Source organism: Kitasatospora saccharophila (assembly GCF_039529925.1).
Classification (GTDB): domain Bacteria; phylum Actinomycetota; class Actinomycetes; order Streptomycetales; family Streptomycetaceae; genus Kitasatospora; species Kitasatospora saccharophila.
In genome coordinates, this window is the sequence record NZ_BAAANS010000011.1 from 94,250 (window position 1) to 118,024 (window position 23,775).

Below are 23,775 nucleotides of genomic sequence, written 5' to 3' on the forward strand. Positions count from 1 at the left end.
TGCCAACCGACCCCGGCGACGGAAATCCCGTTGCCACGACGACCGCCGCAACGGATGCTGACCTCATGTTCGAGCCAGTGATAGCGCCCAGCGCCAGCCTCCTCGGCCTCCTCCAGAGAGGTCGCGGAGACGGGCAGCTGCATGCGTTGGCCGCAGACCGCGACGAGGCGATCGCCGCCGTCGAGAGCTGCGTCACCAACGACCCCCGCGCCGACTGGCAGGTCGAGAACCGCTCCTTGTACTACGCACGCCTCTACATGGAGCTCGAAGCCCCCCTCACCGGCATCGAGCTCCACCTCCACTCGCCCGAGGACGACCTCGACGACGACGAGGCCCGCACCGGCCTCGCCCTCGCCGTACTGGGCCACCTCGCCGGCTACGGCCGCCGCGACGCCCTCGACCTGCTGCGCGCCTACACCGCGACCGGGGCCAACTGGGCCTGGGCCCTCGACGAGCTCGCCCTGCGCGACACCGACGAGGCGCTGCTCGCCCTCGCCCCCGCCGTCCTCGACCGCTTCCCGGTCGGCCCGGAGGGCGACGCCGAACTGCGCGAAGCCGTCCGCGCCGCGTACGAGCCCCGGGTGTGGCGGCTGTGGGCCGCCCACCACCCGCGGGTCGCCGTCGCCGGCGAGCAGTCCCCGTTCGACCTCTGGCAGCGCCAGCTGGCCCGCCCCGGCGTCACCCCCGGCTGGTCCACCGCCGACGTGCTCGCCTGGGCCGACCAGGGCCAGGGCACCGCGCCCGACGCCCTGGCCCGCCGCGCCGCCGCGGCCGCCCGCTGCCTCACCGCCGTGGTCCGCCCCGAGGACGCGCCGCTGCTGCACGACGCCGCCGCGCACGGACCGGCCGGCGCCCGCTGCGCCGCGCTCCGGCACCTGGTCGAGCAACGCGACCCGGCCGCCGCCGCGCTGATCGAGGCCGCCGCCGCCGACCTGGACCACCGGGTGGTGCGCGCCGCCCTGGAACTGCTCGGCCGGATGCGAGGTCCCGAGGCGCTCGCGCACGCCCGCCGCTGGGCCGACCCGGCGACCGGCGGCGCGGACAGCGCCCTCGCCCAGGCCGCCGTCCGCCTCCTCGCGGACGCCGGCGAGAGCTGCGACGCCCCGCTGGTCGTCGCCGGACTGCACCAGTGGATCTCGCTGAACGGCGTCACCGGCGCGGCCCTCGGCAGCCTGGTCGACGGCGTCGGCCGCCTGCGCGCCGCCGCCGCCGTCCCCGCCCTGCGGCACGTCTACGGCGAGGCCGCCTCCTCCGAGCTGCGCGGCCGCGCCGCCCAGGCGCTCGCCGCCACCGACCCCCACTTCGGGGCCGGCCCCGCGGTCGAGTGCCTGTGGGACTGCGAGGAGTCCACCCGCGAGCTGGCCGCCACCCACGTCACCACCACCGGCGACGTCCGGGTCCTCGAACGGCTGCGCAGGCTCGCCGCCGACCCGGCCGAGGAGGCCGAGGTGCACGCCGCCGTGCGCGGCCGCCTGACCGCGCGCGACCGGTAGGGTTCCTGCCATGCAGCGCTCACGAGTCCTCCGCCGGTCCGCCGTGCCCGCCCTCGCGCTGGGCCTGCTGCTCGGCGCGGCCGGAACCGCGGCGGCGCACGTCGAGGTGGAGTCCGCGACCGCCCGGGCGCTCGCGGTCGACGCCCGGCTGGCCTTCTCCGCGGAGGGCGAGTCCTCCACCGCGGGCATCAGCGACGTCAAGGTCGTGCTGCCCGCCGGGATCGCCCCCGCCGACGTCACCCTGGTCGAGGCCCCGGCCGGCTGGTCGCTCACCCCGACCGCGGACGGCTACGCGGTGGCCGGCCCGGCCCTCGCCCCCGGCGCCGCCGCCGACTGGACGGTCGAGGTCCGCCAGCTGCCCGACGCCACCTCGCTGGTCTTCAAGACGCTGGTCGACTACTCCGACGGCCACACCGACCGCTGGATCGAACTCCCGCAGGGCGACACCGAGCCGCAGCACCCGGCACCCACCCTCGCCCTGAGCGCGGCCGCCCCCGGCGCGACCCCGCTGGCCGCGGCCGGCGCGAGCGCGTCGGCGTCGGCGTCCGCCTCGGCTTCGGTGTCCGCCTCGGCGTCCGTTGCGGTCCCGGCCCCGGCGTCCGCCGCCGCCACCCTCTCCGCCGTCGCCGACCCGCCGAAGGACGGCGAGGACGGCACCGGCACCACCGCCGTCGTGCTCGGCACCATCGCGGGCGTCGCCGTCCTGGCCGCGCTGGTCGTCCTGGTGCTGCGCCGCCGGAAGACGCCCTCCGCCTGAGCGCCGGGCCCGCCCGCCACGACCACCCCGCCGCCGTCCCGGATCACCGGGCGGTGGCGGCGGCCGTTCCCGGGCCGCCGTGCGGGAGCCGGCGGACGGCGGGGGAGAGCAGCGGGAGCAGGGTGAGCGAGCCCTGGGCGAGGGCGGCGGCGGTGGCCAGGGCGGGGGCGCCGAGACGGGCGGTGAGCGGGGCGCAGGCGAGCTGGCCGAGCGGGATCGCCAGGTAGGAGAGCACGTCGGCGTTGGCGGAGACCCGGGACAGCACGCCGTTCGGCAGGTGCTCCTGGAGCGAGGTGTCCCAGGCGGTGGCGGACAGCGCCAGGCCGAGGCCGGAACCGAACGCGGCGGCCAGCAGCCAGGGCGCGGGCGCGTGCCGGCCGAGGGCGAGCAGCGGGAACGGCAGCAGCAGCCCGGCGAGTTGGCCGGTGGCGAGCAGCCGGCGCGGGGCCAGCCGGTAGGCGGCGGTGCTCGCCAGCAGCAGCCCGGCGCCGCGGGCGGAGAGCAGGACGCCCCACAGGGCGGGCCCGGCCAGCCGCGGGCCGAGGACCTGCCAGGGGCCGACCAGCAGCAGGTTGGTGGCGCAGCAGGACCAGGTGGTCCACCAGATCCAGCGGGTCCGGCGCAGGACCGTCCAGCCCTCGCGCAGTTCGCGGCCCAGCCCGGTCGGAGCGGTGGCGGCGGCGGTGGCGGCGGTCCGGCCGGCCGGGAGGCAGGCCAGCAGGCAGGCGGCGGGCAGGTAGCCGAGCGCGTCCAGGGCGACCGCCCAGCCGGGCCCGGCCCCGGCGACCAGCAGGCCGGCCAGCGGCGGGCCGAGCAGCTTGCTGCCGTTCGCGGCCATGCCCAACAGGGCGTTGGCGGGCCGCAGTCGCCCGGGCGGGACGAGTTCGGGCAGCACCCCGAGCAGCGCGGGCGAGCCGAACGCGGTGAGCGCGCCGTTCAGGAACTCCAGGGCGGCGAACGGGCCGAGCGCGTAGTGGCCGGTGAGCAGCAGGACGGCGGCCGCGCCCTGGCTGAGGCCCGCGCCGAGGTGGGTGGCCAGCAGCACGGTGCGCCGGGGCAGCCGGTCGGCGACCGCGCCGCCGAGCAGCAGCAGGGCGAGCAGCGGCAGCGTCCGGGCGGCGAGCACGACGCCGAGGTCGGCGGCCCGGCCGTCCGCCGCGTCCAGGACGGCGAAGGCCAGCGCGACCGGGGCCATCGCGCCGCCGAGCAGCGAGACCGTGCGGCCGAGCAGGAAGCGCCGGAAGGCGCGGTGGTGAAGGAGTGGTGGAAGCACCCGCGGAGTGTGCGGGCGGGCGGGGCGCGGCCCCTATCGTTTCGGGAGCCGCCGAAAGGTGCCGGAGGGGAGGGCGTGGCCGTGGTCGTGCTGCGGTTGGACTCGCTCGCGCTGTCGCGTTCCCGGTTCGCGCTGTCGCCGTTCGCCGAGACGCTGGCCGCGGTCGTCCAGCTGGCCCGGCCGCACGCCGACCCGTGGGCCGCGCCCTGGTGGCAGCGGCACCGGCCGGCGTTCCTGGCCCGGCTGGCGGGGGACGGGTACGCGCGCGGGCTGGTGGAGCTGGTCGCGGCGACCAAGTACCTGCCGGACCACCTGACACTGCCGCCGGGCGGGGGGATGGACACCGCCCTGGAGTCCGAACTCGCCGAGGTGGCGCGGGTTCCGGACGAGGTCGCGGTGGCGGGGCTGCGCGCCGCGCAGGAGCGGGCCTGGGCGGGCCAGCGCCTGGACTGGCTCACCGGCCGCGACCACGGCGCCCGGGCGGCGGAACTGTTCCGCGCGGTCTGGGACGCCCACCTGGCCGCCGACTGGCCGGCCCGGCGGGCCGCCCTGCGGCGCGACGTCACCCACCGGGCCGGGCTGCTGGCCGCGCACGGCTGGCCGCGCGCCCTGCACCTGATGAACCGGACCAGCGCGTGGGTCGGGGCGGACGCGATCCGGTTCAGCGACCGGCCCGGGCGGGACCGGGTGGTGGGGCCGGACGGGATGCTGTTCGTCCCGGTCACGGCGCAGCGCAGCTCGTGGCTGTGCGAGGCGCCGGGCCGCCCGTTCGCGATGGTGTACCCGGCGCGCGGGACGGGGGAGGGCGGGGCGGACGGCGGCCACCGGGCCGGGGACGGCCGGGCGCTGGCCCGACTGCTCGGCGGCGGGCGGGCGCAGATCCTGCGGAACCTGGCCACGCCCGCCACCACCAGCGAACTCGCCCTGCAGCTGGCCCAGTCGGTGGGCACGGTCGGCGGCCACCTGGCGATCCTGCGCGACACCGGCCTGGTCGACCGGACCAGGCTGGGGCGGCGGGTGCTCTACCACCGCACGCCGCTGGGCGACCGGCTGGTGGCGGGCCCGGGGGCGGGCTGAGCGCGCGGTCAGGCGACGCAGAACTCGTTGCCCTCGGGGTCGCGCATCACCCACCAGTGGCCGGCCGGCCCCTGCTCCTGCTCCTCGACGCGGGTCGCCCCGAGCTGCTCCAGGCGCTCCACCACGGCGGTGAGTTCACCGTCGGAGTGGACGTCGATGTGCAGCCGGTTCTTGCCCCGCTTGGGCTCGGGGACGTCCTGGAACAGGATCCGGCGGCCCCGGCCGACGCCGCTGGCCGGGTCGTACGGGTCCTCGGGGTGGCGGACGGCCGAGTAGCCGCGGAACAGCTTGCGGCCGTCCCGTTCGAGCACGGCCGCGGCGGGGAGGCGGCCGGCGGCGAGCAGCGTGTCGATCAGGGCGGTCGGGTCCTCGACCTCGTAGCCGAGGGCGGCGGCCCAGAACTCGGCGAGGGCGGGGGAGTCGGCGCTGTCCACGACCAGTTTCCAGGTGAGCGTCATGGCACGGGATCCAATCGCACGTCAGATCGAGCGGCAACCACCGCCCGGGCCCGGTGTGTCGTCCGGGAACGGCGACGGGCGAGGGGAGGAGAGGGAGAGGGAACGGGAGCGGGGACGGGCGAGGGGGAGCGGGGACGGCGACGGGGACGGGCGGCCGGGGTGCGGCGGCCCGTCCCCGTGCGGACGGCGGGCGGGGCGGGTCAGTGCGCGGCGCCCGCGTTCGGGTCGAGGGTGCCCATGGTGACCAGGGCGATGATGGCGATGCCGAGCAGGATCCGGTAGATCACGAACGGCGTGAAGCTGTTGTGCGAGATGTACTTCAGGAACCAGGCGATCGCCGCGTAGCCGACCGCGAAGGCGATCAGGGTGGCCAGGATCGTCGGCCCCCAGGCGGGCGCCGGGCCGTCGCCGATCTTGAGCAGCTCCAGGCCGCCGGAGGCCAGCACCGCCGGGATGGCGAGCAGGAAGGAGTAGCGGGCCGCCGCCTCCCGGCTGTAGCCGAGGAACAGGCCCGCGCTGATCGTGCCGCCGGAACGGGAGACGCCCGGGATCAGGGCCAGCGACTGGGCGGCGCCGTAGATCAGCGCGTGCCGGAAGTTCAGCGACTCGATGCCGCGGGCGTTGCGGACGGCGCGCGAGCGGTCGGCGACCGCCAGGATCACGCCGAACAGGATCAGCGTGGTGCCGATCAGCCGCAGGTCGCGCAGGGTGGTCTCGATGGTGTCCTGGAACAGCTTGCCGATGATGCCGATCGGCAGCGTGCCGATGATCACGTACCAGCCGAGCTTCGCGTTCTGGTCGCGCCGCCACTCGGCGCGCAGCAGCGACAGCGTCCACGCCTTGATGATCGCGCCGATGTCGCGCCGGAAGTAGATCAGCACCGCGGTCTCGGTGCCCAGCTGGGTCACCGCGGTGAACGCCGCGCCCGGGTCCTCCCAGCCGGCCAGGGCCGAGAACACCCGCAGGTGGGCGCTGGAGGAGACCGGCAGGAACTCGGTCAGGCCCTGCACCAGGCCGAGCACGGCGGCGTGGAACCAGTTGATCACCGGACACCCGCCGCGGATATCTCTCGGAGGCTCAGCATGGCGGTTTCCTGTTCGCTCGTGGGGTGGTCCGGCGGCCGGGGCTGTCCGGTGCGGGCAGATGATAAGGGGTCCGGATGTACTGAAGATCGCAAAGGGGCGCACCGGGACGAACCGGACCATTCGCACCGGCGCGCGTCAGGGCGCGGAGGCCGCCCACTCGGCGCGGGTCAGCGCGTGGACCACGTCACCCAGCTCGCTGCCCGGGATCGGGTCCGGCCAGTCGGCGAAGAACGTCCGCACGTGGCGCAGGCCGACCCGCTCCAGGACGCGGCGGGAGGCCGTGTTCACCGCCATCGTGGTGGCCACCACCCGCCCGGCCCCCAGCTCCCCGAACGCGGCGCCGACCAACGCGGACGCCGCCTCGGTGGCGTACCCCCGGCCGCGGGCGGCGGGCAGCAGCCGGTAGCCCAGCTCCAGGCCGTCCGCCGGGTCCAGGCCGACCGAGCCGGGCGGGCGCAGTGCCGCCCAGCCCAGGAAACGCCCGTCCGCGTCGAGGGCCCAGCAGCCCAGCCCGTCCGGCAGTTCGGCGTACTCGCGCAGCAGGCCCGGCAGCAGCTCGTCCGCGACCCGGGCGGGCGGGACGGGGCGGCCGTCGTCGATGTACCGCATCACCTCCGGGTCGCCGCACAGGGCGGTGACGGCGGGCAGGTCGGCGGGGGTGAGGCGGCGCAGGGCGAGCCGCTCGGTGCGCAGGCGGAGGGTGGTCACCGGGCGAGCAGAGCACCGCGGGCGGGGGAGCGGCAAGCGCTTTTCCGGTGGGGCGGCCCGGGGCGGGGAATGCGGGTGACGATCACTCTGTTGGTCTGTTTCGTTCACTCTGTTGTACGGTCGAAGCATTCCGCCCCACCACCCGGGAAGTGCCATGCTCGCTCTGCTGCTCGCCCTCGGCAGCTCCCTCGCCTACGGCTGCGCCGACTTCCTCGGCGGCCTCGGCGCCCGCCGGGCGCACGTGCTGCGCACCGTGCTGGTCGCCGCGCCCGCCAGCCTGGCCGTCGAACTGCTGCTCTGGCCGCTGCTCGGCGCCCGGTTCGAGGCCGGGGCGGTCGGCTGGGGCGCGGCCTCCGGGGTGGCCTCGGCCGCGGCGTTCGCGCTGCTGTACCGGACGCTGGCGATCGGCCCGATGAACGTGCTCTCGCCGGTGACGGCGCTGGTCTCGGCGATGCTGCCGGTCCTGGTCGGCCTGCTGCAGGGCGAGCGGCTGGGCGCCGCCGGGCTGGTCGGCCTGCCGCTGGCGCTGTTCGCGGTGGTGCTGGTCAGCGCCGGTACGGGCGGCGGCCGGGGGCGGGTGAGCCGCCGGGCGCTGCTGCTGGCGCTGGGCGCGGGCAGCGCGATCGCCGTCCAGCTGGTCTGCCTGCACCAGGCCCCGTCCGGCAGCGGCGTCGCCCCGCTGATCGTCGGCCGCGCCGTCACCTCCGCGCTCACCCTGGGCGCCGCCGTGCTGTGGCGCCGCCGGCTCGGCCCCGAGCGCCCCGGGTACGCCCTGGCGGCCGCCGCCGGCGTACTGGACTCGCTGGCCGGGGTGCTGTTCCTGCTCGCCGCCCGCAGCGGCGACCTGGCCGTGGTCGCGGTGATCACCGCGCTCTACCCGGCCGGCACCGTGCTGCTGGCCCGCGCCGTCCTCGCCGAACGCATCCACCGCGGCCAACTGGCCGGCCTCGGCGCGGCCGCCCTCGCGGTCGGCCTGCTGGCCCTGACCTGATCCCCTTCGGAGACCCCCGATGACCCTTCCGCACCTGCACCCCGACGTCGCCGCGGCCTTCCCCGCCGCCCGGATCGCCGTCCTCACCGCCCGCGGCGTCCGCGCCGGCCGGCCCTGGCCCGCCACCGAGGCCGCGCTCGCCCGGCTGGAGGCCCGCACCGCCGACGGCGACTGGCGCCCCGCCGACGAGCACGACCCGCGGATCGCCGCCTGGCACACCGCCTACCGCGCCTTCGGCACCAACCCGCGCCGCCTGCGCCCCAGCGTGGACGCGCTCGGCCGCCGCCTCGCCAAGCAGGGCGCACTGCCCCGGATCAACCCCGCCGTCGACTCCTACAACGCCGTCTCCGTCCGGCACGCCCGCCCGGCCGGGGCGTTCGACCTGGCGGCGGTCGACGGCCGGATCGAGATCCGGTTCGCCGACGGCACCGAGGAGTTCACCCCGCTCGGCGAACCCGACACCGTCGAGCAGCCCAAGCCCGGCGAGGTGGTCTACGCCGACGCGGCGGGCGTCCTCACCCGCCACTGGAACCACCGCGACGCCCACCGCACCCGCGTCACCGAACGGTCCACGGACGTGCTGTTCGTGCTGGAGGCCATGGACGGCGCGGAACTCGCCGAGGCCGCAGGGGAGTTGCGCGACCTGCTGGTACCGCACAGCGAGCAGGTCACCGTCCGGTACCTGGGCTGAGGCGTCAGCCCCCCGCCAATTCGGCGGCCCGCTGCGGGTGTTCGGCCAGCCAGCTCTCCACCGCGCGCTGCACGGCCTCGGCGGTGCAGGCGTGGACGGGGGTGTTGCCGAGGGTGCGTCGGGTGGCGCCCTCGAGTTCCAGCCGGTCGAGTTTGATCGAGAGGACGGCGGTCAGCCCGGTGGGCAGGTCGGGGCGGTTCAGGGCGGCGGCCAACCCCGCCCGGAAGCCCTCAAGTTGGGTGCCGCCGTCCATGGGGCGGCTGTTGGCGTAGCAGTGGACGCCGCCGTGGCCGGTCCAGGAGAGGGCGACGGCGAGGGTGCCGCCCATGCGTTCGTCGGTGGTTTCGACGGTGACGGTCTGGGCGGGGTCGCCGCCGAGGTGGGTGGTGAAGTCGATCAGTCCGGCGGGGTGGTGGAAGCGTCCGGCGCGCGGCGGGGTGTCGCGCTCGTCGGTCAGGGTGATATCCAACTCTCGGTTGAGGAATGCGAGTTCGCGCAGGTGGTCGGCCAGCAGGTGGTAGCGGAGGGCGGCGCCCTCGAAGATCTCCGGGTCGAGGTGGAAGGTGATCACAGTGCCGTCGACCGGGTCGCTCCCGGTGGGCGGGGTGAGCTGCTCGCCCCGGGCGTAGGCGTGGCGGACGGTGGTGCCGTCGCGGTGTTCCCGCACGTCCAGGCGGGTGGAGAGTGCGTTGGTGGCGGCCAGGCAGGTGCCGCCCCAGGCGATGCACCGCCGGTCCAGGTCGCGGTCGTAGCCGCTCGCGGGCACGGTCAGCGCGTGGGTCAAGCCGTCCGGGTAGGTGCCGTCGTGGCCCACTCGCAGGCCGCCGTCGGCCGTCAGCGTGACGTCGACCCGGGTCGCCCGGCCGGACAGCACCTCGTTCGCGGCCGCCTCCACCACGTCGTACGCCGCGTTGTGCAGCCCGCGTTCCCCGGTCGAGCCGACGTACATCCCGGGCCGTTTCCGGACTGCCTCCGGCCACTCCAGTACCTGGATGTGCGCAGCGTTGTATTCGGTCATCACGTGTCCCCTCCGACGTGGTCCGCAGTGCTGCCAACCCTAGGGGAAAATCGGGAAAACACCAGGTCAGGCGCTATGTGGCGAAGGGCTGTGCGGCCTGCGGCGGGGGGTTGCGCGGAGAGGAGACCGCCACGCACCGGGAGGTGGGGGCCGGGGGCGCGGTGGTGCGGCGGAAGGTCGGGAAGGGGCCTTTCCGGGCGGCCGGAGGAGCGGGAATCCGAGGAATTTTCCGGAGCCGCGGCAAGGCGCGACCGGGGGCGTGACGGGGCGTCGGGAGGGTCAGCTGAACGCCTCGACCCGGACGCCCGCGGAGGCCAGCGCACCCCGTACCCGCCAGGCGAGTTGGGCGGCGCCGGGGGTGTCGCCGTGCACGCACAGCGAGCGGGCCCGGACGGTGATGGGTTCGCCGCCGACGGCGGTGACGGTGGCGTCCCGGGCGATGCCGACGGCGCGGGCGATCACCGCCTCCGGGTCGTGCACCACGGCGTCCGGCTCGCGGCGCGGGACGAGGGTGCCCGTCCAGGTGTAGGCGCGGTCGGCGAACGCCTCGGTGACCACGGGCAGTCCGACGCCCTCGGCCACCGCCAGCAGCCGGGAGCCGGGCAGGCCGAGCAGCGGCAGCGGCCCGTCGCAGACCGCCCCGGCCCGCAGTACGCCCGAGACCACCGCCTCGGCCTGTTCGTTGTCGTGCACCACCCGGTTGTAGAGCGCGCCGTGCGGCTTGACGTAGGAGACCCGGGAGCCGGCCGCGCGGGCGAACACCTGGAGCGCGCCGATCTGGTAGGCGATCTCGTCCGCCAGCTCGTCCGGCGGGACGTCCATGGCGCGGCGGCCGAACCCGGCCAGGTCGCGGTAGGAGACCTGGGCGCCGATCCGCACCCCGCGCTCGGCGGCCAGCGAGCAGACCCGGCGCATCGTGGACGGGTCGCCGGCGTGGTAGCCGCAGGCGACGTTGGCGCTGGTGACCACCGAGAGCAGGGCTTCGTCGTCGGTCAGGGTCCAGCGTCCGAAGCCCTCGCCGAGGTCCGCATTGAGATCGATCACCGCGTCGGCCACTTTTCTCCTCGTCCGCCCTTCCGCGCGCGGGCCGATCCGGGCCCGGGGTCCGCTCCTGGGGGTGATCGTAGGGCCTGATCGTTTCGCTCGGGGCGGCGGTCGCGGCCCGGGCGGCAGGTTTTACCCGCCGGCCCGCGCGGGGGCGTCGGCACGTCCACCCGCTCGGCGCAACACCCGTCGGGGGGAGCGGTGGGCGGCGGGCGTTGACGGGTGCCGGGGCGCCGGTGCGGGCGGTGGAGGGGGCGGTGGGGTCAGCCGCGCGGCCAGGGGCGGCCCTGGATCCGTTCGATGTCGCGGTTGAAGCGCTCCAGCACCCCGGCGAAGTCCGCCAGGTCCTCGGACGTCCACTCGGTGACCACCCGGGACAGGCCCTGGATCGACCAGTCGCGGTCCTGGCGCAGGCGGCGCAGGCCCTCCTCGGTGATCCGCAGCTTGCGGGCGACCCCGCCGTCCGGGTCCGGGATCCGGTCCACCAGACCGGCCCGCAGCATCGCGGCGGTCTGCCGGTTGACGGTGGAGGTGTCCAGCCCGAACGCCTCGGCGAGCTGGCCGATGGTCAGCGGACCCTCGGTCTCGATCCGGCTGAGCAGGGTGTACGCACTGCGTTCCAGGGCGTCGGGGCCGCCGTTGGTGCGGGCGGTGGCGAGCACCTGGTGGCGGGCGAGCAGCATCATTTCCCGTTCGATCAGGGCGAGTTCCTTGTCGCGCCGCATGCTCCTCCGTCCCGTGCGTCACTTTTCGGCAGCATATCCCGCGAGGGTGCCATATGTATGGTACACATTGTGTGCATCATGCATATCTAGCTGAAGAGATGGAAGTACCCCATGAGTCAGGCACGCACCGGCCCCATCGTCGGAGTGCTCGCCGGCGCGGGCATCGTGGTCTCGCTGATGCAGACCCTGGTCGTCCCGCTGATCCCGGACCTGCCGAACCTGCTCCACACCACGGCCGCCAACGCGTCCTGGGCGATCACCGCCACCCTGCTGGCCGGTGCCGTGGCCACCCCGGTGCTCGGCCGACTCGGCGACATGTACGGCAAGCGCCGCATCCTGCTCGCCAGCCTCACCATGCTCGTCATCGGCTCGCTGATCTGCGGCTTCAGCAGCTCGCTCGCCCCGATGGTGGTCGGCCGCGCCCTGCAGGGCGTCGGCGCCGGCGTCATCCCGCTCGGCATCAGCATCATGCGCGACGAACTGCCGCCGCAGAAGCTCGGCTCCTCGATGGCGCTGATGAGTTCCTCGCTCGGCATCGGCGGCGCGTTCGGCCTGCCGCTGTCCGCCGTCATCGCCCAGAACGCCAGCTGGCACGCGCTGTTCTGGATCTCCGCCGCGCTCGGCGCGGTGGTCGCCGCCGCGGTGTTCCTCCTCGTCCCCGAGTCCCCGGTCCGCTCCGGCGGCCGCTTCGACGTCGTCGGCGCGATCGGGCTCACCATCGGACTGGTCGCCCTGCTGCTCACCATCTCCAAGGGCAGCGACTGGGGCTGGGGCTCCGGCACCACCCTCGGCATGCTGGCCGTCGCCGTCGTGGTCCTCCCGGTCTGGGGCTGGTGGGAGCTGCGCACCCAGCAGCCGCTGGTCGACCTGCGCACCAGCGCCCGCCGCCAGGTGCTGATGACCAACCTGGCCTCCGTGGTGATCGGCTTCGCGATGTACGCGATGAGCCTGGTCTCCCCGCAGCTGCTCCAGATGCCCACCGCCACCGGCTACGGCCTCGGCCAGTCGATGGTCGCCGCCGGCCTCTGGATGGCCCCCGCCGGCCTGGTCATGATGCTGCTCTCGCCGATCTCCGCCAAGCTCTCCAAGGCCAAGGGCCCCAAGGTCTCGCTGCTGGTCGGCGCCGTCATCATCACCGCCGGCTACCTCTCCGCGCTCGCCCTGATGGGCCACGCCTGGGGCGTGCTGGTCTTCTCCTGCCTGATCAGCGGCGGCATCGCGTTCGCCTACGCGGCCATGCCCGCGCTGATCATGGGTGCCGTCCCGGTCTCCGAGACCGCCGCCGCCAACGGCCTCAACACCCTGATGCGCTCCATCGGCACCTCCAGCTCCTCCGCCGTCATCGGCGTGGTGCTGGCCCACATGACCACCGACTTCCACGGCCACGTCCTGCCGTCGGAGAGCGGCTTCCGCACCGCCTTCGTGATCGGCGCGGGCGCGGCGATCGCCGCCGCCCTGGTCACCCTCGCCATCCCGGGCGTCCGCCGCGCCGTCACCGGCGGCGGCGTCGCGGGCCAGGCCAGCCCGAAGGACGGCGCCGCGCAGGCCGCCGCCACCGAGGGCGCGGCCGCGAAGTAGTCGCCCCGCTCGGCACCGGGTGGGCCGTCCGTTCCCGCGGGGACGGGCGGCCCACCGTGCTTTCCGACCTCTCCGATCTCTCCGGGCTCTCCGACCTCTCCGGGCTCCAGAGGGATCGTCTACGCGTGGACGAACGGCGGGCGGGGGCCTGCGGCGAGGAGTTCGTCTACGCGTAGACGAACTCCCGGCGGCCTCCTCCCGGGGAGCGGTTCCTCCACGCGAGGACCGACCGTCAGCGGCAGGTCCCGGCGGGAGTCCGCCCGCGCGGGGAGGAGCCGTCCGCCGTGGCTCCCGCGCGGGTCGCGGCAGTAGGGTGCGCGGATGGCGACCCACGAGCGAGAGATCACCGGCCCCGCCGACCTGTGCCGCCCCGACGGGCGGCTCGACCGCGCGGCCGTCGGCTGGTCGCGCACCCCGCTGCACCGGGCCAACCTGCGCGGCTGGGGGCGCACCAAGCGCTGGGAGTACTGGTGCGTCACCACGCCCACCCACCTGCTCGCGCTCACCGTCAGCGACCTGGACTTCCTCACCCTCGACACCGCGTACTTCCTCTCCTGGGACGAGCACGGCGTCCTGGAGGAGCACGAGCGCACCGCGATCGCCCCCGGCCTGCCCACCCGCCGCACCGCCTTCCCCGAGGGCATCGCCGGCTCCGGCGGCCCGCACGGCGCGGACCTCACCGTCGGCCCCGAGCGTCCCGGCCGCAGGCAGGTCCGGGTGTCGATCGGCCACGAGCCCGGCGGCACCCGGCTGCGCGCCCGCGCCCTCACCGCCGACCTGCGCCCGCTGGAGGCCGACCTGCTGGTCGCCCTGCCCGAGGGCCACGAGACCCTGTCGGTGGTCGTCCCCTGGGACGACAAGCGCTTCCAGTTCACCTCCAAGCACACCGCCCGCCCCGCCACCGGCACCGTCCGGCTCGGCGACCGGGTGTACGACTTCGGCGCCGACGGGGACGCCTGGGGCGTGCTCGACCACGGCCGGGGGCGCTGGCCGCGCTCGCTCGGCTGGAACTGGGGCGCCGCCTCCGGCCGCACCGACGGGCACACCGTGGGCCTCCAGTTCGGCGGCCAGTGGACGGTCGGCACCGGCAGCACCGAGAACGCGCTGTGCGTGGACGGCCGGCTCAGCAAGATCGGCACCGAACTGGCCTGGCACTACGACCCCGCCGCCCCGCTCGCCCCCTGGCGGATCACCACCCCCGGCAGCGACCAGGTCGACCTCGCCTTCCGCCCCTTCCACGACCGCCGCACCCGCACCGAGGCCGGCTTCATCGCCAACCGCACCGACCAGTGCTTCGGCCGCTACAGCGGCACCGTCCGCACCGACGACGGCCTGCGCGTCGCGGTGGACGGCCTGCTGGGCTGGGCCGAGGACGTCCGGATGCGCTGGTGACCGCACCCGCGATGTGCCCCGCGCACGGTCCCGGCCCCGACCTGGCCGCGCTGGTCGGCCGCCGGCTGACCGCCGTGGTCGCGTCCTGGTTCAGCCACCGGGGCGAGCGCGCCGCCGAGCCCGTGGTGGTCTGGCTGCGCGACGACCACGGCGGCTGCACCTTCGTCGGCACCGGCAGCGACTGGTGCCTGATCGTCTCCGACGACCGGCCGCACGCCGACGTCGACCTGGGCGAGTGGGGCCGCCTCGACGTCCGCGACGCCCCGCACGGCACCCCCTTCGCCCCGTACCTCGGCCACCCCGTCCTGGCCGTCCGCCAGGAACACGCCCCGGGCACCGGCCGCACCGCCCTCGAACTCGACTTCCCGACCGGCACCGTCCGCTGCGAGTCCCGGGACGGCGACCTGCGGCTGACCGCGACCGGAGACCCGCGATGACCGAACTCCCCGACCCTCGCGCCCTGTTGGCGTCCGCCGACTGGCCGTCGCTGGAGACGGCGCTGGGGGATCCGCTGGACGCGGCACTGCTGGCCAGGATGACCGACCCCGACCCGTTGGTACAGGAGGAGGCCACCAGCCGGGTGCTCGGTGCGGTCTGCCACCAGAACACCGTCTACGGGGCGACGCCTCCGGTGGCCCGCTACGCGGCCGCGATCCTCGGCGGGCTCCCGGACGCACCGCGGCTGCGCCTGCTGCGGTGGCTGGCGGGGGCGGCGCACGACGCGGACGACGCGAGCGCGGATTGCGAACTGGAGTGGATCACCGCCGAGGACGACTATCCGGCCTTCTGGGAGCTGCGCGCGCTGCGTCCCGAATTGTTCGCGGCCGTCCGCCCGTTCCTCGCCGACCCGGACCAGGAGATCCGGGAGGCCGCCCTGGTCGCGGCGTTCGCGCTGTCCGAGCACCCCGACCTGGCCGGGTACCGCCCCGAGCTGGCCGACCGCGCCGAGCGCCTGCTCGCCACCTCCACCGACCGCGTCCGCCGCAACCGGGCCCGTGACGCCCTGCGCGGCTGGGGCCGGGACGCCGCCGGGTTCGAGAGCGCCGAGGAGCGGGCGGTACGGGTCGGGTGGGGGAGCGGTGAGTACGCCGCGGAGCCGCCGTTCTGACTCCCGGGGTTGTCCGGGGGGAGGGGTAGCGTCCTGCGGCATGGACGACACCGAGCTCGACGCCCTGACCGCCGCCTGTGCCGGCGTGCTGCCCTACCCGGGGGAGTGGCGGCGGGCGCCGTACGAGGTGCGGGAGGTGGCCGGGGAGCGCTACCACCTGGTCGCCGTCGACCCCGGGGTGAGCGCGATCGGGGTGCGGGCCGACGGCGGGCCGGTGGTGGTGCTGCCGGAGGAGGGGGCGGGGAAGCCGGGGCTGCTGAACTCCGGGCCGGGGCGGTTGCTCGCCTTCCTGGAGCTGTACCGGGCGGCCGCCGAGGAGGCCGAGCGGTACGAGGCGGGCGAGGAGCTGGACGAGGCGCTGGCCGCGGCGGAGGAGCTGACGGACGCGCTGCTGGCCCGGTTCGCGGCGGTGGACCCGGCGGCGGTGGCGGACGAGAACGCGTACTGGTGCATCGCCGCCGAGGAGCTGGGCTACGGGATGGATAGCTGAGCCGGTCAGGGGCAGGGCGTGACGCGGGCGAAGTCGTGGTGGGTGGTGACGGCCTGCCGCCACTCCAGGGTGCGGATCAGGCGGTGGACGATCAGCAGGGGGACGACGCCGACCACGCCGAACGACATGTCGACGAATTGCCAGAACAGGGGTATGCCGCGCAGCGGGCCGCAGATCAGGGCGAGCGGGATGACGCCGCCGCAGGCCAGCATGGCCCAGCGGACCACCCAGACGTTGCGGACCGGGTCGCGCAGCGGGCCCCAGAAGGCGGCGGCGATCACCAGGTGGGCGAAGGCCAGCCAGTCGGTGCCGTAGGCGAGGAAGGGGTAGTTGCCGTAGCCGTCGGCGACGCCCCGGCGGACGTGCTCGACCCAGGCGCCGAGGGTGGGGGAGAGGCCGTCCAGGCCGGTGGCGTCGACCAGCCGGGCCAGCAGGGAGGTCTCGGTCCGCAGCGGGAAGGCGGTCAGGCCGCTGAGGGCCAGGCAGACGATGAACAGGCACAGCCAGCGCCGGATGCGGCGGCGGACGAGCGCGGTGTCGGCGGCGGGCGCGGAATCCGGCCCGGCGGTGGTGGAACCGGCCGGGGCGGTGGCGATGTCGGACATGGGGAACCCCCCTCATGACGCGGGTGCCGGGAGACGGCACGCGGTGTCGCGAGAAGGACTCTAGACCTGAATTTGAACGTGTTCAACATGCGGGGACAGGGCTCCCATAAGGGGTTTTTCGGACCTGTCCGGGGAAAGCCCTAATCTTGTCCCCCGTGACCGCCATCGCAGACCAGCCCACCCGGCCCGCCCCCGGCCCGGCCGCCGACGAGGGACTCGCCCGCCGGCTCAAGGCGCTGGCGTGCACCGCGCCGCTGCACGACCTGGACAGCCGCAAGGTCAACCTGGCCGGCGAGTACGCCTCGTACACCATGGCCGAGATCGGCCTCGCCGCGATCGACCTGGTCACGCTCAACATGGACTTCGACACCGGCGCCGACCGGGACATAGTGCTGAGCCGCCTGCTGCCCCGGATCGCCGCCCAGAACCCGCGCCGGGCCGTCCCCGAGCACGAGCGGGTCGCCCGCTGGGTGCTGGAGTCGCTGATCAACGTCGGCAGCGTCGACCGCGGCTTCCGCGCCGTCTACGGCACCTTCGGCCCGGACGGCGAGTACACCCGCCGCGACTACGACTTCAAGCTGATCGAGGAGGTCCCCGGCCAGGACGGCGGGGTCTACCTGCGCACCACCGACGAGGCCGTCAACGTGCTGGTCGGCGCCCTCGACACCGACGTCACCAGCGCCCAGATCGCCGCCGAGGTCAAGCTGGAGGTGCTGATCCGGCGCGGCCGCCTCGCCGACGCCCAGCTCGCCGCCGAACAGGCCCGCTACCGCACCGTCCAGTACGCCGAGACGCTGCGCCGCGCCCTGGAGGCCACCCGGCGCAACGTCCGCGCGGTCGACTGGATGGAGACCGTCCCCGACCTGATCGACGAGGCGCTCGACCACATCGCCGACCGGTACCGGCACGAGAACGCGATCCTCACCAACATCCGCAAGGCCCGCGACGAGAGCGTCGACGGCGAGCACAAGCGCCGCGCCGCCGAACTCGTCGACATCGTCAAGGACTGCATCCGCCGCCACACCCAGCTGCAGACCCGCCTGCTGGAGGCCGGCCCGCTGTTCCGCGCCGAACAGGACCGGCAGGCGTTCGCCGCGCCCGCCGCCCGCAGCGGCATCGACCTGTACGGCCAGCTGCTCGCCCCCGTGCTCACCCTGCCGCTCGGCGACGCCACCCGCCCCACCGACGCCTTCTTCGCCCGCGCCACCGGCCTGCGCACCCCCGTCTCGGTCCGGATCACCGACCTGGTCGACCTGCTGCTCACCCCGCCCGTCGAACGCGAGCACCTCGGCGCCGAGCTCCCCGAACCCGACCTGGTCGCCACCCCCGACGACAGCCGCTTCTCCGACGCCCAGCTGGAAGCCGCCCTCGACCTGCTCGACCTGCCCGCCGACGCCCCCCGCCGGCTCTCCGGCCTGCTCGCCGACGCCCGCCGCCGGGCCCGCGACCTCGACGACGAGGACGACCGGGACGGCGACGAACTCGCCTACCTGGTCGCCCTGCTGGCCGTGCACGCGGCCAGCCCGCCGGTCGGCACCGCCTACCGGCAGGGCGAGGAACGGCTGCTGTTCGCCGTCGACGACGGCACCCGGCTGGACGACCCCGGCTTCGGTGGCGCCGACCTGATCGTCGGCAGCGCCCAGCTGGACGCCGCGGGCATGGCCGCCGACCGCAAGGACGCCGTGTGACCCTCCGCGACACCCGTACCGCCCGCGACGCCCGTACCGCCAGCGACGCCCGCAGCACCCGTACCGAAAGCACCGCCCGCAGCACCCGCACCGCCCGCACCGCCCGGATCGAAGGAGCCCTCGGATGACCACCACCAGCGAGGCGTGGACACCGCCCGAGAGCGAACCGGCCGCCCCCGCCGCGCCCGCGCCGATCAGCCCGGCGGACGTCGCCGAGGCCGCCCGGCTGGTCTCCTTCGGCCTGCAGGCCAAGCTGCTGCCCGCCCGGGACGCCGAGTACGGCGAACTGGTGCGCCGCTACCGGGAGGACCCGCCGTTCGGCCGGCTCGCCGACGCCGTCGCCACCGGCATGGGCCTGATCGTGCTGGAGGTCTCCGCCCGGGCCGGGATGGCGGTGGCCGCCGCCGAGGACTCGGTGTTCGCCGTCCGGATGGGCGACTACTCGCGGCGCGCCGCCTCCGAGTCCACCGACCGCTTCCTGCACGGCCTCGCGCACCTCGCGCTCGCCGCGCTCGCCTTCCCCCGCCCCGAGGACCTCGCCGACGACGGCTACCTCGGCCGGGTCACCGTCAACGGCGTGGACGCCTTCGTCCGGCAGGCCTGCCGCCGGCTGGAGGAGCGCGCCGCGGCCGAGGGCGCCAACACCGACCCGGCCAGCGACGCCCCCGGCCTGGAGGCCGCCTGGCGGGTCTGGGCCCGCCGCTCCGCCACCGGCGCCACCAAGGACGCCCGCCGACTGGCCGGCTCCACCACCGGCATCGTCTCCAAGGCGGTCTCCTTCCTGGTCGACTCCGGTTTCCTGCAGAAGACCTCCGACGACTCCGGCGGCACCTACCGCACCACCGCCCGCTACCAGTTGCAGGTCCGCGACCTGGCCGGCGGCGCCGCGATGGCCGAACTCCTCGACCTGGGCGTCGTCCCGGTCAGCGACGGCACCCCCACCCTCGCCCCGCCCGACGAGAGCGACGAACTGGTGGCCGACGCCGGCCTGCCGTTCCACGCCCTCTGACCCGCCCGCAACCGCTCCAGGAGAACCACCGCACATGTACGAGCTGAACCGGGTCCGCCTGTACTCGATCGGACCGGCCGGCGCCCGCTACGCCGACACGGTGCTCGACCTGCGCGGAGTCGGCGAGCCGGTGCCCGAGCCGCAGCCGCAGCAGATCGGCCTGTTCGGCGAGGAGCCCGAGGGCCCGCAGCGCCGCCCCGCGCCCGCCGGCGTGCTGTTCCTGGAGAACGGCGGCGGCAAGTCCGTGCTGCTCAAGCTGATCTTCTCGGTGATGCTGCCCGGCCACCGCAACACCCTCGGCGGCGCCTCCTCCGGCGTGCTGCGCAAGTTCCTGCTCGCCGACGACTGCGGCCACGTCGCCCTGGAGTGGCAGCACACCGTCACCGGCGAACTCATCGTGGTCGGCAAGGTCAGCGAGTGGCGCGGCCGCCAGGTCTCCTCCGACCCGCGCAAGTTCGCCGAACTCTGGTACTCCTTCCGCCCCGGCCCCGGCCTCACCCTGGACGGCCTGCCGGTCGCCGAACGCCCCGCCCTCACCGGCGACCAGCAGGCCCGCGGCCGCCGCCGCACCATGAAGGGCTTCCGCGACGCCCTCACCGAGGCCGGCAAGGCCCAACCCCACCTCGACGTCACCTTCGAGGAGATCCACGACCGCTGGATCGAGCACCTCGGCGCCCTCGGCCTCGACCCCGAACTCTTCCGCTACCAGCGCGAGATGAACGCCGACGAGGGCGAGGCGGCCGGCCTGTTCGCGGTCCGCAACGACGCCGACTTCACCGACCTGCTGCTGCGCGCCGTCACCGACACCCGCGACACCGACGGCCTCGCCGACCTCGTCCACGGCTTCGCCGCCAAGCTCGGCCGCCGCGCCGAACTCACCGCCGAACGCGACTTCACCGCCGGCTCGGTCGACCTGCTGCAGCGCATCGTGGACGCCACCGCCGCCCGCGAGACCGTCCGCGAGGGCCACCGCGCCGCCGAACGCCGCACCCGCAGGCTCGCGCTGTCGCTCACCGCCCGCTCCGCCGTCGAACGCGACCGGGTCCACGACCTCGCCGTCGAGGTCGCCGCCGCCGCGGGCGCCGTCACCGCCGCCGAGACCGACCGCACCCGGCACTCGCTGATCGTCTCCGAACTGACCTACCGGCACGCCACCCTCGGCCTGGAGGCGGCCACCGCCGACGCCGCCCGGCTGCGCCGCGAACTCACCGACGCCCGCGCCCAGTTCGCCGCCTGGCAGGCCGCCGAGGCGGTCCTGCGGCACCGCGCCGCCGCCGACCGGGCAGGCAGGGTCGCCGCCGCCATCCGGGAGGCCGAACTCGACGCCGCCCCCGCCCTCGCCGCCCGCGACCGGGCCGCCGGCGCCCTCGCCCGCGCCCTGGAGAGCGCCGCCGCGAACGCCGAGACCCGCGCCGACCAGGAGGAACTGCGGGCCGGCGAACTCCAGCAGGACGGCGCCACCGCCCAGGCCGAGGCCACCGCCGCCGCCACCGCCGCCCAGAAGGCCCGCTCCGAGGCCGAACACCTCCGCCAGCGCCTCGCCGAGGTCGAGCAGGAGACCGCCGCCGCCGTCGAAGCCGGCTGGATCGACGACTCCGGCGCCGAACCCGACCCGGCCCGCGCCGCCCTGCACGCCGCCGACGCCGAGCAGGCCGCCACCGAGGCCCTCGACCAGGCCCGCACCGCCGCCGAACAGAGCGCCGTCCGGGCCCGCGAGAGCGCCGCCGCCGAAGCCCGCGCCGAACTCGCCGCCGCCCGCGCCGCCGACGCCCGCACCGCCGCCGACCGGGCACTGGCCGCCGAACAGCGCACCGCCGCCCAGCTCGCCGCCGAACCCCGGCTCGCCGAACTGCTCTCCCTGACGCCCTACCAGGACGGCGCCGAGGAGTCCGAGGGCTTCCTCACCCCGCGCGGCCTCGACGCCTCCGCGGAGGACCTGCGCGAACTGCTCGACCAGTCGGTGGCCACCGCCGAACGCACCCTGTTCGACCTGCGCACCGCCGCCGCCGACGACTCCCGGATCCTCGCCGCCCTCGGCGACGGCGGCCTGCTGCCGCCCGGCCCCGACGTCCTCGCCACCGTCGAGCACCTCGGCGAACAGGGCATCCCCGCCCTCCCCGGCTGGCGCTACCTCGCCCAGTCCGTCGACCCCGCCGACCACGACGCCATCCTCGCCGCCCGCCCCGAACTCGTCGACGGCGTCGTCGTCACCGACCCCGCCTCGCTGGAGCGGGCCCGCGAGGCGCTCGCCGCCGCCGCCCTGCTGCCGCGCTCCACCGTCGCCGTCGGCACCGCCGCCGCCCTGATCGCCCCGATCCAGGGCGAACCCGCCTTCTTCCTCGTGCCGCCCAACCCGGCCATGCACAACGAGACCGCCGCCGACGACGAACGCCGCGAACTGCGCACCCGCGCCACCGCCCGCGAGGAGCACATCCGCGAACTCGCCGCCCGGCTCGGCGGCGACCGCGCCCTCGCCGCCCGGCTCGCCTCCTGGCACGCCAGCTGCCCGCCCGGCACCCTCGCAGAACTCGCCGAGAGCGCCGCCGCGGCCGCCCTGCACGCCGAGACCACCGCCGCCGAACTCGCCACCCTGCGCGCCGACCACGCCGAGGCCGACGCCGAGCAGCAGGCCGCCGCCGCCCGCCACGAGGAGTGCCGGGAGGCCGCCCAGCGCGCCCGCCGCCGCGCCGACGCGCTGGCCGGCCTCGCCTTCCGGCTGCGCGAACGCGCCAACTGGACCCGCCGCCGACGCGAACTCGCCGACGACGCCGCCGAGTGCGAACGCCGCCAGGCCCAGTGCGCCGAACGCGCCCGCACCTGCGACGAGGACCGCCGCGCCGCCCAGCGCGCCGCCGACGACGCCCGCCGCACCGCCCGCACCCTGCGCGGCGAACGCGCCGAGATCGCCGCCGTCGACCCCGGCGCCGAGCAGCCGGGCACCACCCCCGCCTCGCTGCCCGCCCTGCGCGAGGCGTACCGGGCCGCCGCCCAGCTCTACGAGAAGGTCGGCGTCGGCGCCGACCTGCGCGCCGAACAGGCCCGCGCCGAGAGCGACGCGACCGCCGCCGCCGCCGAACTCGACCGGCTCAGCAACAAGGTCAAGGCCCGCGCCGAGGAACTCCTCGCCAGCCCCGACGGCGCCGACGGCCCCGCCCGGCAGGCCGCCGCCGCCCGCGCCGAGGAACTCGTCACCCTCATCGAGGCCCGCTCCGGCGCCGCCTCCGAGGAGGTCGGCCGGCTGCGCGGCGACGCAGAACGCTCCGCCCCGGCGGGCGGCGAGGCGCACACCGAACTCCCCGAGGACCTGCTCCCCGCCGACCCCGAACACGCCCAGGCCCTGCTGCGCACCGCCACCGCGCTGCTCGCCGAACGCCGCGAACGCGTCGACCACGCCCGCACCGAACACGGCGACCTGCAGCGGACGCTGGACCAGGCGCAGGCCGCCGCCACCGACTTCGAGGAACTCGCCGGACAGCTCCGCGACGCGCTGCGCGACAACGCCGAGGAGACCGACCCCGAGGCCGACGCCTACCTCGGCTCGCTGGCCGCCGCCCGCGCCGCCGTCACCGACACCCGGCGCGCCATGCGCACCGCCGCCACCGAGCTCACCGGCGCCGAACTCGCCGTCCGGGACGCCTCCGACGCGCTCGTCCGGCACGCCAACGCCGCCCGCTACGAGGCCGTCCGCACCCCCGCCCGGCAGCAGATCCGCGAACTGCCCGCCGCCGCGCTGCCCGACCACGCCGCCGCCTGGGCCGCCGCGTTCGCGCCCCGGCTGCGCGTCCTCACCGACGAACTCGCCCAGCTGGAACGCAACCGCTCCTCCATCGTCGACCGGTTGCGCGGCCTGGTCGAGACCTCGCTCGGCACCCTGCGCGCCGCCCAGCGGCTCTCCCGGCTCCCCGAGGGCCTCGGCGAGTGGTCGGGCCAGGAGTTCCTGCGGATCCGCTTCGAGGACCCGGACCACGCCGTCCTGGTCGAACGCCTCGGCGAGGTCATCGACGAGGCCACCCGCTCCGCCGTCAAGAAGAACTCCGACCTGCGCCGCGACGGCATGTCCCTGCTGCTGCGCGGCGTCGCCGCCGCGATCGGCCCCAAGGGCGTCTCGGTCGAGATCCTCAAGCCGGACGCGGTGCTGCGCGCCGAACGCGTCTCGGTCGGCCAGATGTCGGACGTCTTCTCCGGCGGCCAGCTGCTCACCGCCGCCATCGCCCTGTACTGCACGATGGCCGCGCTGCGCGCCAACGACCGCGGCCAGTCCCAACTGCGGCACGCCGGCACGCTGTTCCTCGACAACCCGATCGGCCGCGCCAACGCCACCTACCTGCTGGAGCTGCAGCGCGCCGTCGCCGACGCGCTCGGCGTCCAACTCATCTACACCACCGGCCTGTTCGACACCACCGCGCTCGCCGAGTTCCCGCTGGTGATCCGGCTGCGCAACGACGCCGACCTGCGGGCCGGCCTCAAGTACATCTCGGTCGAGGAGCACCTGCGCCCCGGCCTGCCCGCCCCGCAGGACCCGGACGGGCCGACCATCCACGGCGAGATCACCGCGACGCGGATGTTCCGCAAGCCGGAGTAGCCG

The 23,775-nt window shown here is 75.8% G+C and carries 22 protein-coding genes; 14 read left to right on the forward strand and 8 right to left on the reverse strand.

All coding sequences use genetic code 11. From position 1 onward, the window contains the following. Positions 1-65: 65 nt before the first annotated feature. Complete coding sequence (locus ABD345_RS10800) at positions 66-1,493, forward strand: HEAT repeat domain-containing protein (RefSeq protein WP_344551748.1); 1,428 nt, start codon at positions 66-68, stop codon at positions 1,491-1,493. A gap of 10 nt (positions 1,494-1,503) precedes the next feature. Next, positions 1,504-2,250, forward strand: coding sequence for a DUF1775 domain-containing protein (locus tag ABD345_RS10805; RefSeq protein ID WP_344551749.1), 747 nt, complete (start codon positions 1,504-1,506; stop codon positions 2,248-2,250). Positions 2,251-2,293: 43 nt separating this feature from the next. Here ABD345_RS10805 and ABD345_RS10810 read toward each other — a convergent pair whose 3' ends face one another. Then, a complete protein-coding gene (locus ABD345_RS10810) occupies positions 2,294-3,523 on the reverse strand; it encodes an MFS transporter (RefSeq protein WP_344551750.1) in 1,230 nt (409 codons plus the stop codon). Between the two features lie 75 nt (positions 3,524-3,598). Here ABD345_RS10810 and ABD345_RS10815 point away from each other — a divergent pair, with 75 nt between their 5' ends. Further along, the gene (locus ABD345_RS10815) at positions 3,599-4,600 is read left to right on the forward strand and encodes an ArsR/SmtB family transcription factor (RefSeq protein ID WP_344551751.1); all 1,002 of its coding nucleotides are present in this window, start codon (positions 3,599-3,601) and stop codon (positions 4,598-4,600) included. Between the two features lie 8 nt (positions 4,601-4,608). On the opposite strand, the gene ABD345_RS10820 is transcribed toward ABD345_RS10815, so the two are convergent. The 3 genes from ABD345_RS10820 to ABD345_RS10830 form a co-directional block, all read right to left on the reverse strand. Further along, positions 4,609-5,058, reverse strand: a complete 450-nt coding sequence (locus ABD345_RS10820) for a VOC family protein (RefSeq protein WP_344551752.1) — start codon at positions 5,056-5,058, stop codon at positions 4,609-4,611. Between the two features lie 200 nt (positions 5,059-5,258). Beyond that, on the reverse strand, positions 5,259-6,101 hold the full coding sequence (locus ABD345_RS10825) for an undecaprenyl-diphosphate phosphatase (RefSeq protein WP_344551820.1): 843 nt from the start codon (positions 6,099-6,101) through the stop codon (positions 5,259-5,261). A gap of 177 nt (positions 6,102-6,278) precedes the next feature. Beyond that, complete coding sequence (locus tag ABD345_RS10830; protein ID WP_344551753.1) at positions 6,279-6,851, reverse strand: GNAT family N-acetyltransferase; 573 nt, start codon at positions 6,849-6,851, stop codon at positions 6,279-6,281. Between the two features lie 154 nt (positions 6,852-7,005). On the opposite strand from ABD345_RS10830, the gene ABD345_RS10835 reads away from it, so the two are divergent. Together ABD345_RS10835 and ABD345_RS10840 are read left to right on the forward strand one after the other, a co-directional pair. After that, on the forward strand, positions 7,006-7,842 hold the full coding sequence (locus ABD345_RS10835) for an EamA family transporter (protein WP_344551754.1): 837 nt from the start codon (positions 7,006-7,008) through the stop codon (positions 7,840-7,842). Positions 7,843-7,861: 19 nt separating this feature from the next. Beyond that, positions 7,862-8,533, forward strand: coding sequence for a B3/B4 domain-containing protein (locus ABD345_RS10840; protein ID WP_344551755.1), 672 nt, complete (start codon positions 7,862-7,864; stop codon positions 8,531-8,533). Between the two features lie 4 nt (positions 8,534-8,537). Here the strand turns inward: ABD345_RS10840 and ABD345_RS10845 are convergent, their stop codons facing one another. The 3 genes from ABD345_RS10845 to ABD345_RS10855 form a co-directional block, all read right to left on the reverse strand. Beyond that, positions 8,538-9,551 carry a DNA gyrase subunit B gene (locus ABD345_RS10845; RefSeq protein WP_344551756.1) on the reverse strand — a complete coding sequence of 338 codons (1,014 nt, stop codon included), beginning with the start codon at positions 9,549-9,551 and terminating at the stop codon, positions 8,538-8,540. Between the two features lie 279 nt (positions 9,552-9,830). Continuing rightward, positions 9,831-10,595, reverse strand: a complete 765-nt coding sequence (locus ABD345_RS10850) for a LamB/YcsF family protein (protein WP_344551757.1) — start codon at positions 10,593-10,595, stop codon at positions 9,831-9,833. 263 nt (positions 10,596-10,858) lie between these two features. Continuing rightward, positions 10,859-11,320 carry a MarR family winged helix-turn-helix transcriptional regulator gene (locus ABD345_RS10855; protein ID WP_344551758.1) on the reverse strand — a complete coding sequence of 154 codons (462 nt, stop codon included), beginning with the start codon at positions 11,318-11,320 and terminating at the stop codon, positions 10,859-10,861. 111 nt (positions 11,321-11,431) lie between these two features. Between ABD345_RS10855 and ABD345_RS10860 the strand changes: the two genes are divergently transcribed. The 5 genes from ABD345_RS10860 to ABD345_RS10880 all read left to right on the forward strand — a co-directional run bounded on the left by ABD345_RS10860 (position 11,432) and on the right by ABD345_RS10880 (position 15,888). Beyond that, positions 11,432-12,898 (forward strand): MFS transporter, encoded by a 1,467-nt coding sequence (locus ABD345_RS10860; RefSeq protein ID WP_344551759.1) that lies wholly within the window; start codon positions 11,432-11,434, stop codon positions 12,896-12,898. Between the two features lie 321 nt (positions 12,899-13,219). Beyond that, positions 13,220-14,290, forward strand: coding sequence for a DUF2804 domain-containing protein (locus ABD345_RS10865; protein ID WP_344551760.1), 1,071 nt, complete (start codon positions 13,220-13,222; stop codon positions 14,288-14,290). Continuing rightward, positions 14,287-14,727 (forward strand): hypothetical protein, encoded by a 441-nt coding sequence (locus ABD345_RS10870; RefSeq protein ID WP_344551761.1) that lies wholly within the window; start codon positions 14,287-14,289, stop codon positions 14,725-14,727. Before ABD345_RS10865 ends, ABD345_RS10870 begins: the two co-directional genes overlap by 4 nt. Continuing rightward, positions 14,724-15,398, forward strand: coding sequence for a hypothetical protein (locus ABD345_RS10875; RefSeq protein ID WP_344551762.1), 675 nt, complete (start codon positions 14,724-14,726; stop codon positions 15,396-15,398). Before ABD345_RS10870 ends, ABD345_RS10875 begins: the two co-directional genes overlap by 4 nt. A gap of 40 nt (positions 15,399-15,438) precedes the next feature. After that, a complete protein-coding gene (locus ABD345_RS10880) occupies positions 15,439-15,888 on the forward strand; it encodes an SUKH-4 family immunity protein (RefSeq protein ID WP_344551763.1) in 450 nt (149 codons plus the stop codon). A gap of 5 nt (positions 15,889-15,893) precedes the next feature. On the opposite strand, the gene ABD345_RS10885 is transcribed toward ABD345_RS10880, so the two are convergent. Further along, positions 15,894-16,493 carry a hypothetical protein gene (locus tag ABD345_RS10885; protein WP_344551764.1) on the reverse strand — a complete coding sequence of 200 codons (600 nt, stop codon included), beginning with the start codon at positions 16,491-16,493 and terminating at the stop codon, positions 15,894-15,896. Positions 16,494-16,648: 155 nt separating this feature from the next. Between ABD345_RS10885 and ABD345_RS10890 the strand changes: the two genes are divergently transcribed. The 4 genes from ABD345_RS10890 to ABD345_RS10905 are packed head-to-tail and all read left to right on the forward strand — an operon-like array spanning position 16,649 to position 23,772. Further along, positions 16,649-18,181, forward strand: coding sequence for a hypothetical protein (locus tag ABD345_RS10890; RefSeq protein WP_344551765.1), 1,533 nt, complete (start codon positions 16,649-16,651; stop codon positions 18,179-18,181). Then, a complete protein-coding gene (locus tag ABD345_RS10895) occupies positions 18,178-18,309 on the forward strand; it encodes a hypothetical protein (RefSeq protein ID WP_344551766.1) in 132 nt (43 codons plus the stop codon). Before ABD345_RS10890 ends, ABD345_RS10895 begins: the two co-directional genes overlap by 4 nt. Beyond that, a complete protein-coding gene (locus tag ABD345_RS10900) occupies positions 18,306-19,190 on the forward strand; it encodes a hypothetical protein (RefSeq protein ID WP_344551767.1) in 885 nt (294 codons plus the stop codon). Before ABD345_RS10895 ends, ABD345_RS10900 begins: the two co-directional genes overlap by 4 nt. 34 nt (positions 19,191-19,224) lie before the next feature. Continuing rightward, the gene (locus ABD345_RS10905; protein ID WP_344551768.1) at positions 19,225-23,772 is read left to right on the forward strand and encodes a hypothetical protein; all 4,548 of its coding nucleotides are present in this window, start codon (positions 19,225-19,227) and stop codon (positions 23,770-23,772) included. Positions 23,773-23,775 lie beyond the last annotated feature (3 nt).

Coding starts and splice junctions, on each gene's coding strand:
- ABD345_RS10800 (WP_344551748.1), top strand. CDS start 66: ATGTTCGAGCCAGTGATAGCGCCCAGCGCCAGCCTCCTCGGCCTCCTC.
- ABD345_RS10805 (WP_344551749.1), top strand. CDS start 1,504: ATGCAGCGCTCACGAGTCCTCCGCCGGTCCGCCGTGCCCGCCCTCGCG.
- ABD345_RS10820 (WP_344551752.1), bottom strand. CDS start 5,058: ATGACGCTCACCTGGAAACTGGTCGTGGACAGCGCCGACTCCCCCGCC.
- ABD345_RS10835 (WP_344551754.1), top strand. CDS start 7,006: ATGCTCGCTCTGCTGCTCGCCCTCGGCAGCTCCCTCGCCTACGGCTGC.
- ABD345_RS10840 (WP_344551755.1), top strand. CDS start 7,862: ATGACCCTTCCGCACCTGCACCCCGACGTCGCCGCGGCCTTCCCCGCC.
- ABD345_RS10845 (WP_344551756.1), bottom strand. CDS start 9,551: ATGACCGAATACAACGCTGCGCACATCCAGGTACTGGAGTGGCCGGAG.
- ABD345_RS10855 (WP_344551758.1), bottom strand. CDS start 11,320: ATGCGGCGCGACAAGGAACTCGCCCTGATCGAACGGGAAATGATGCTG.
- ABD345_RS10860 (WP_344551759.1), top strand. CDS start 11,432: ATGAGTCAGGCACGCACCGGCCCCATCGTCGGAGTGCTCGCCGGCGCG.
- ABD345_RS10865 (WP_344551760.1), top strand. CDS start 13,220: ATGGCGACCCACGAGCGAGAGATCACCGGCCCCGCCGACCTGTGCCGC.
- ABD345_RS10875 (WP_344551762.1), top strand. CDS start 14,724: ATGACCGAACTCCCCGACCCTCGCGCCCTGTTGGCGTCCGCCGACTGG.
- ABD345_RS10880 (WP_344551763.1), top strand. CDS start 15,439: ATGGACGACACCGAGCTCGACGCCCTGACCGCCGCCTGTGCCGGCGTG.
- ABD345_RS10885 (WP_344551764.1), bottom strand. CDS start 16,493: ATGTCCGACATCGCCACCGCCCCGGCCGGTTCCACCACCGCCGGGCCG.
- ABD345_RS10900 (WP_344551767.1), top strand. CDS start 18,306: ATGACCACCACCAGCGAGGCGTGGACACCGCCCGAGAGCGAACCGGCC.
- ABD345_RS10905 (WP_344551768.1), top strand. CDS start 19,225: ATGTACGAGCTGAACCGGGTCCGCCTGTACTCGATCGGACCGGCCGGC.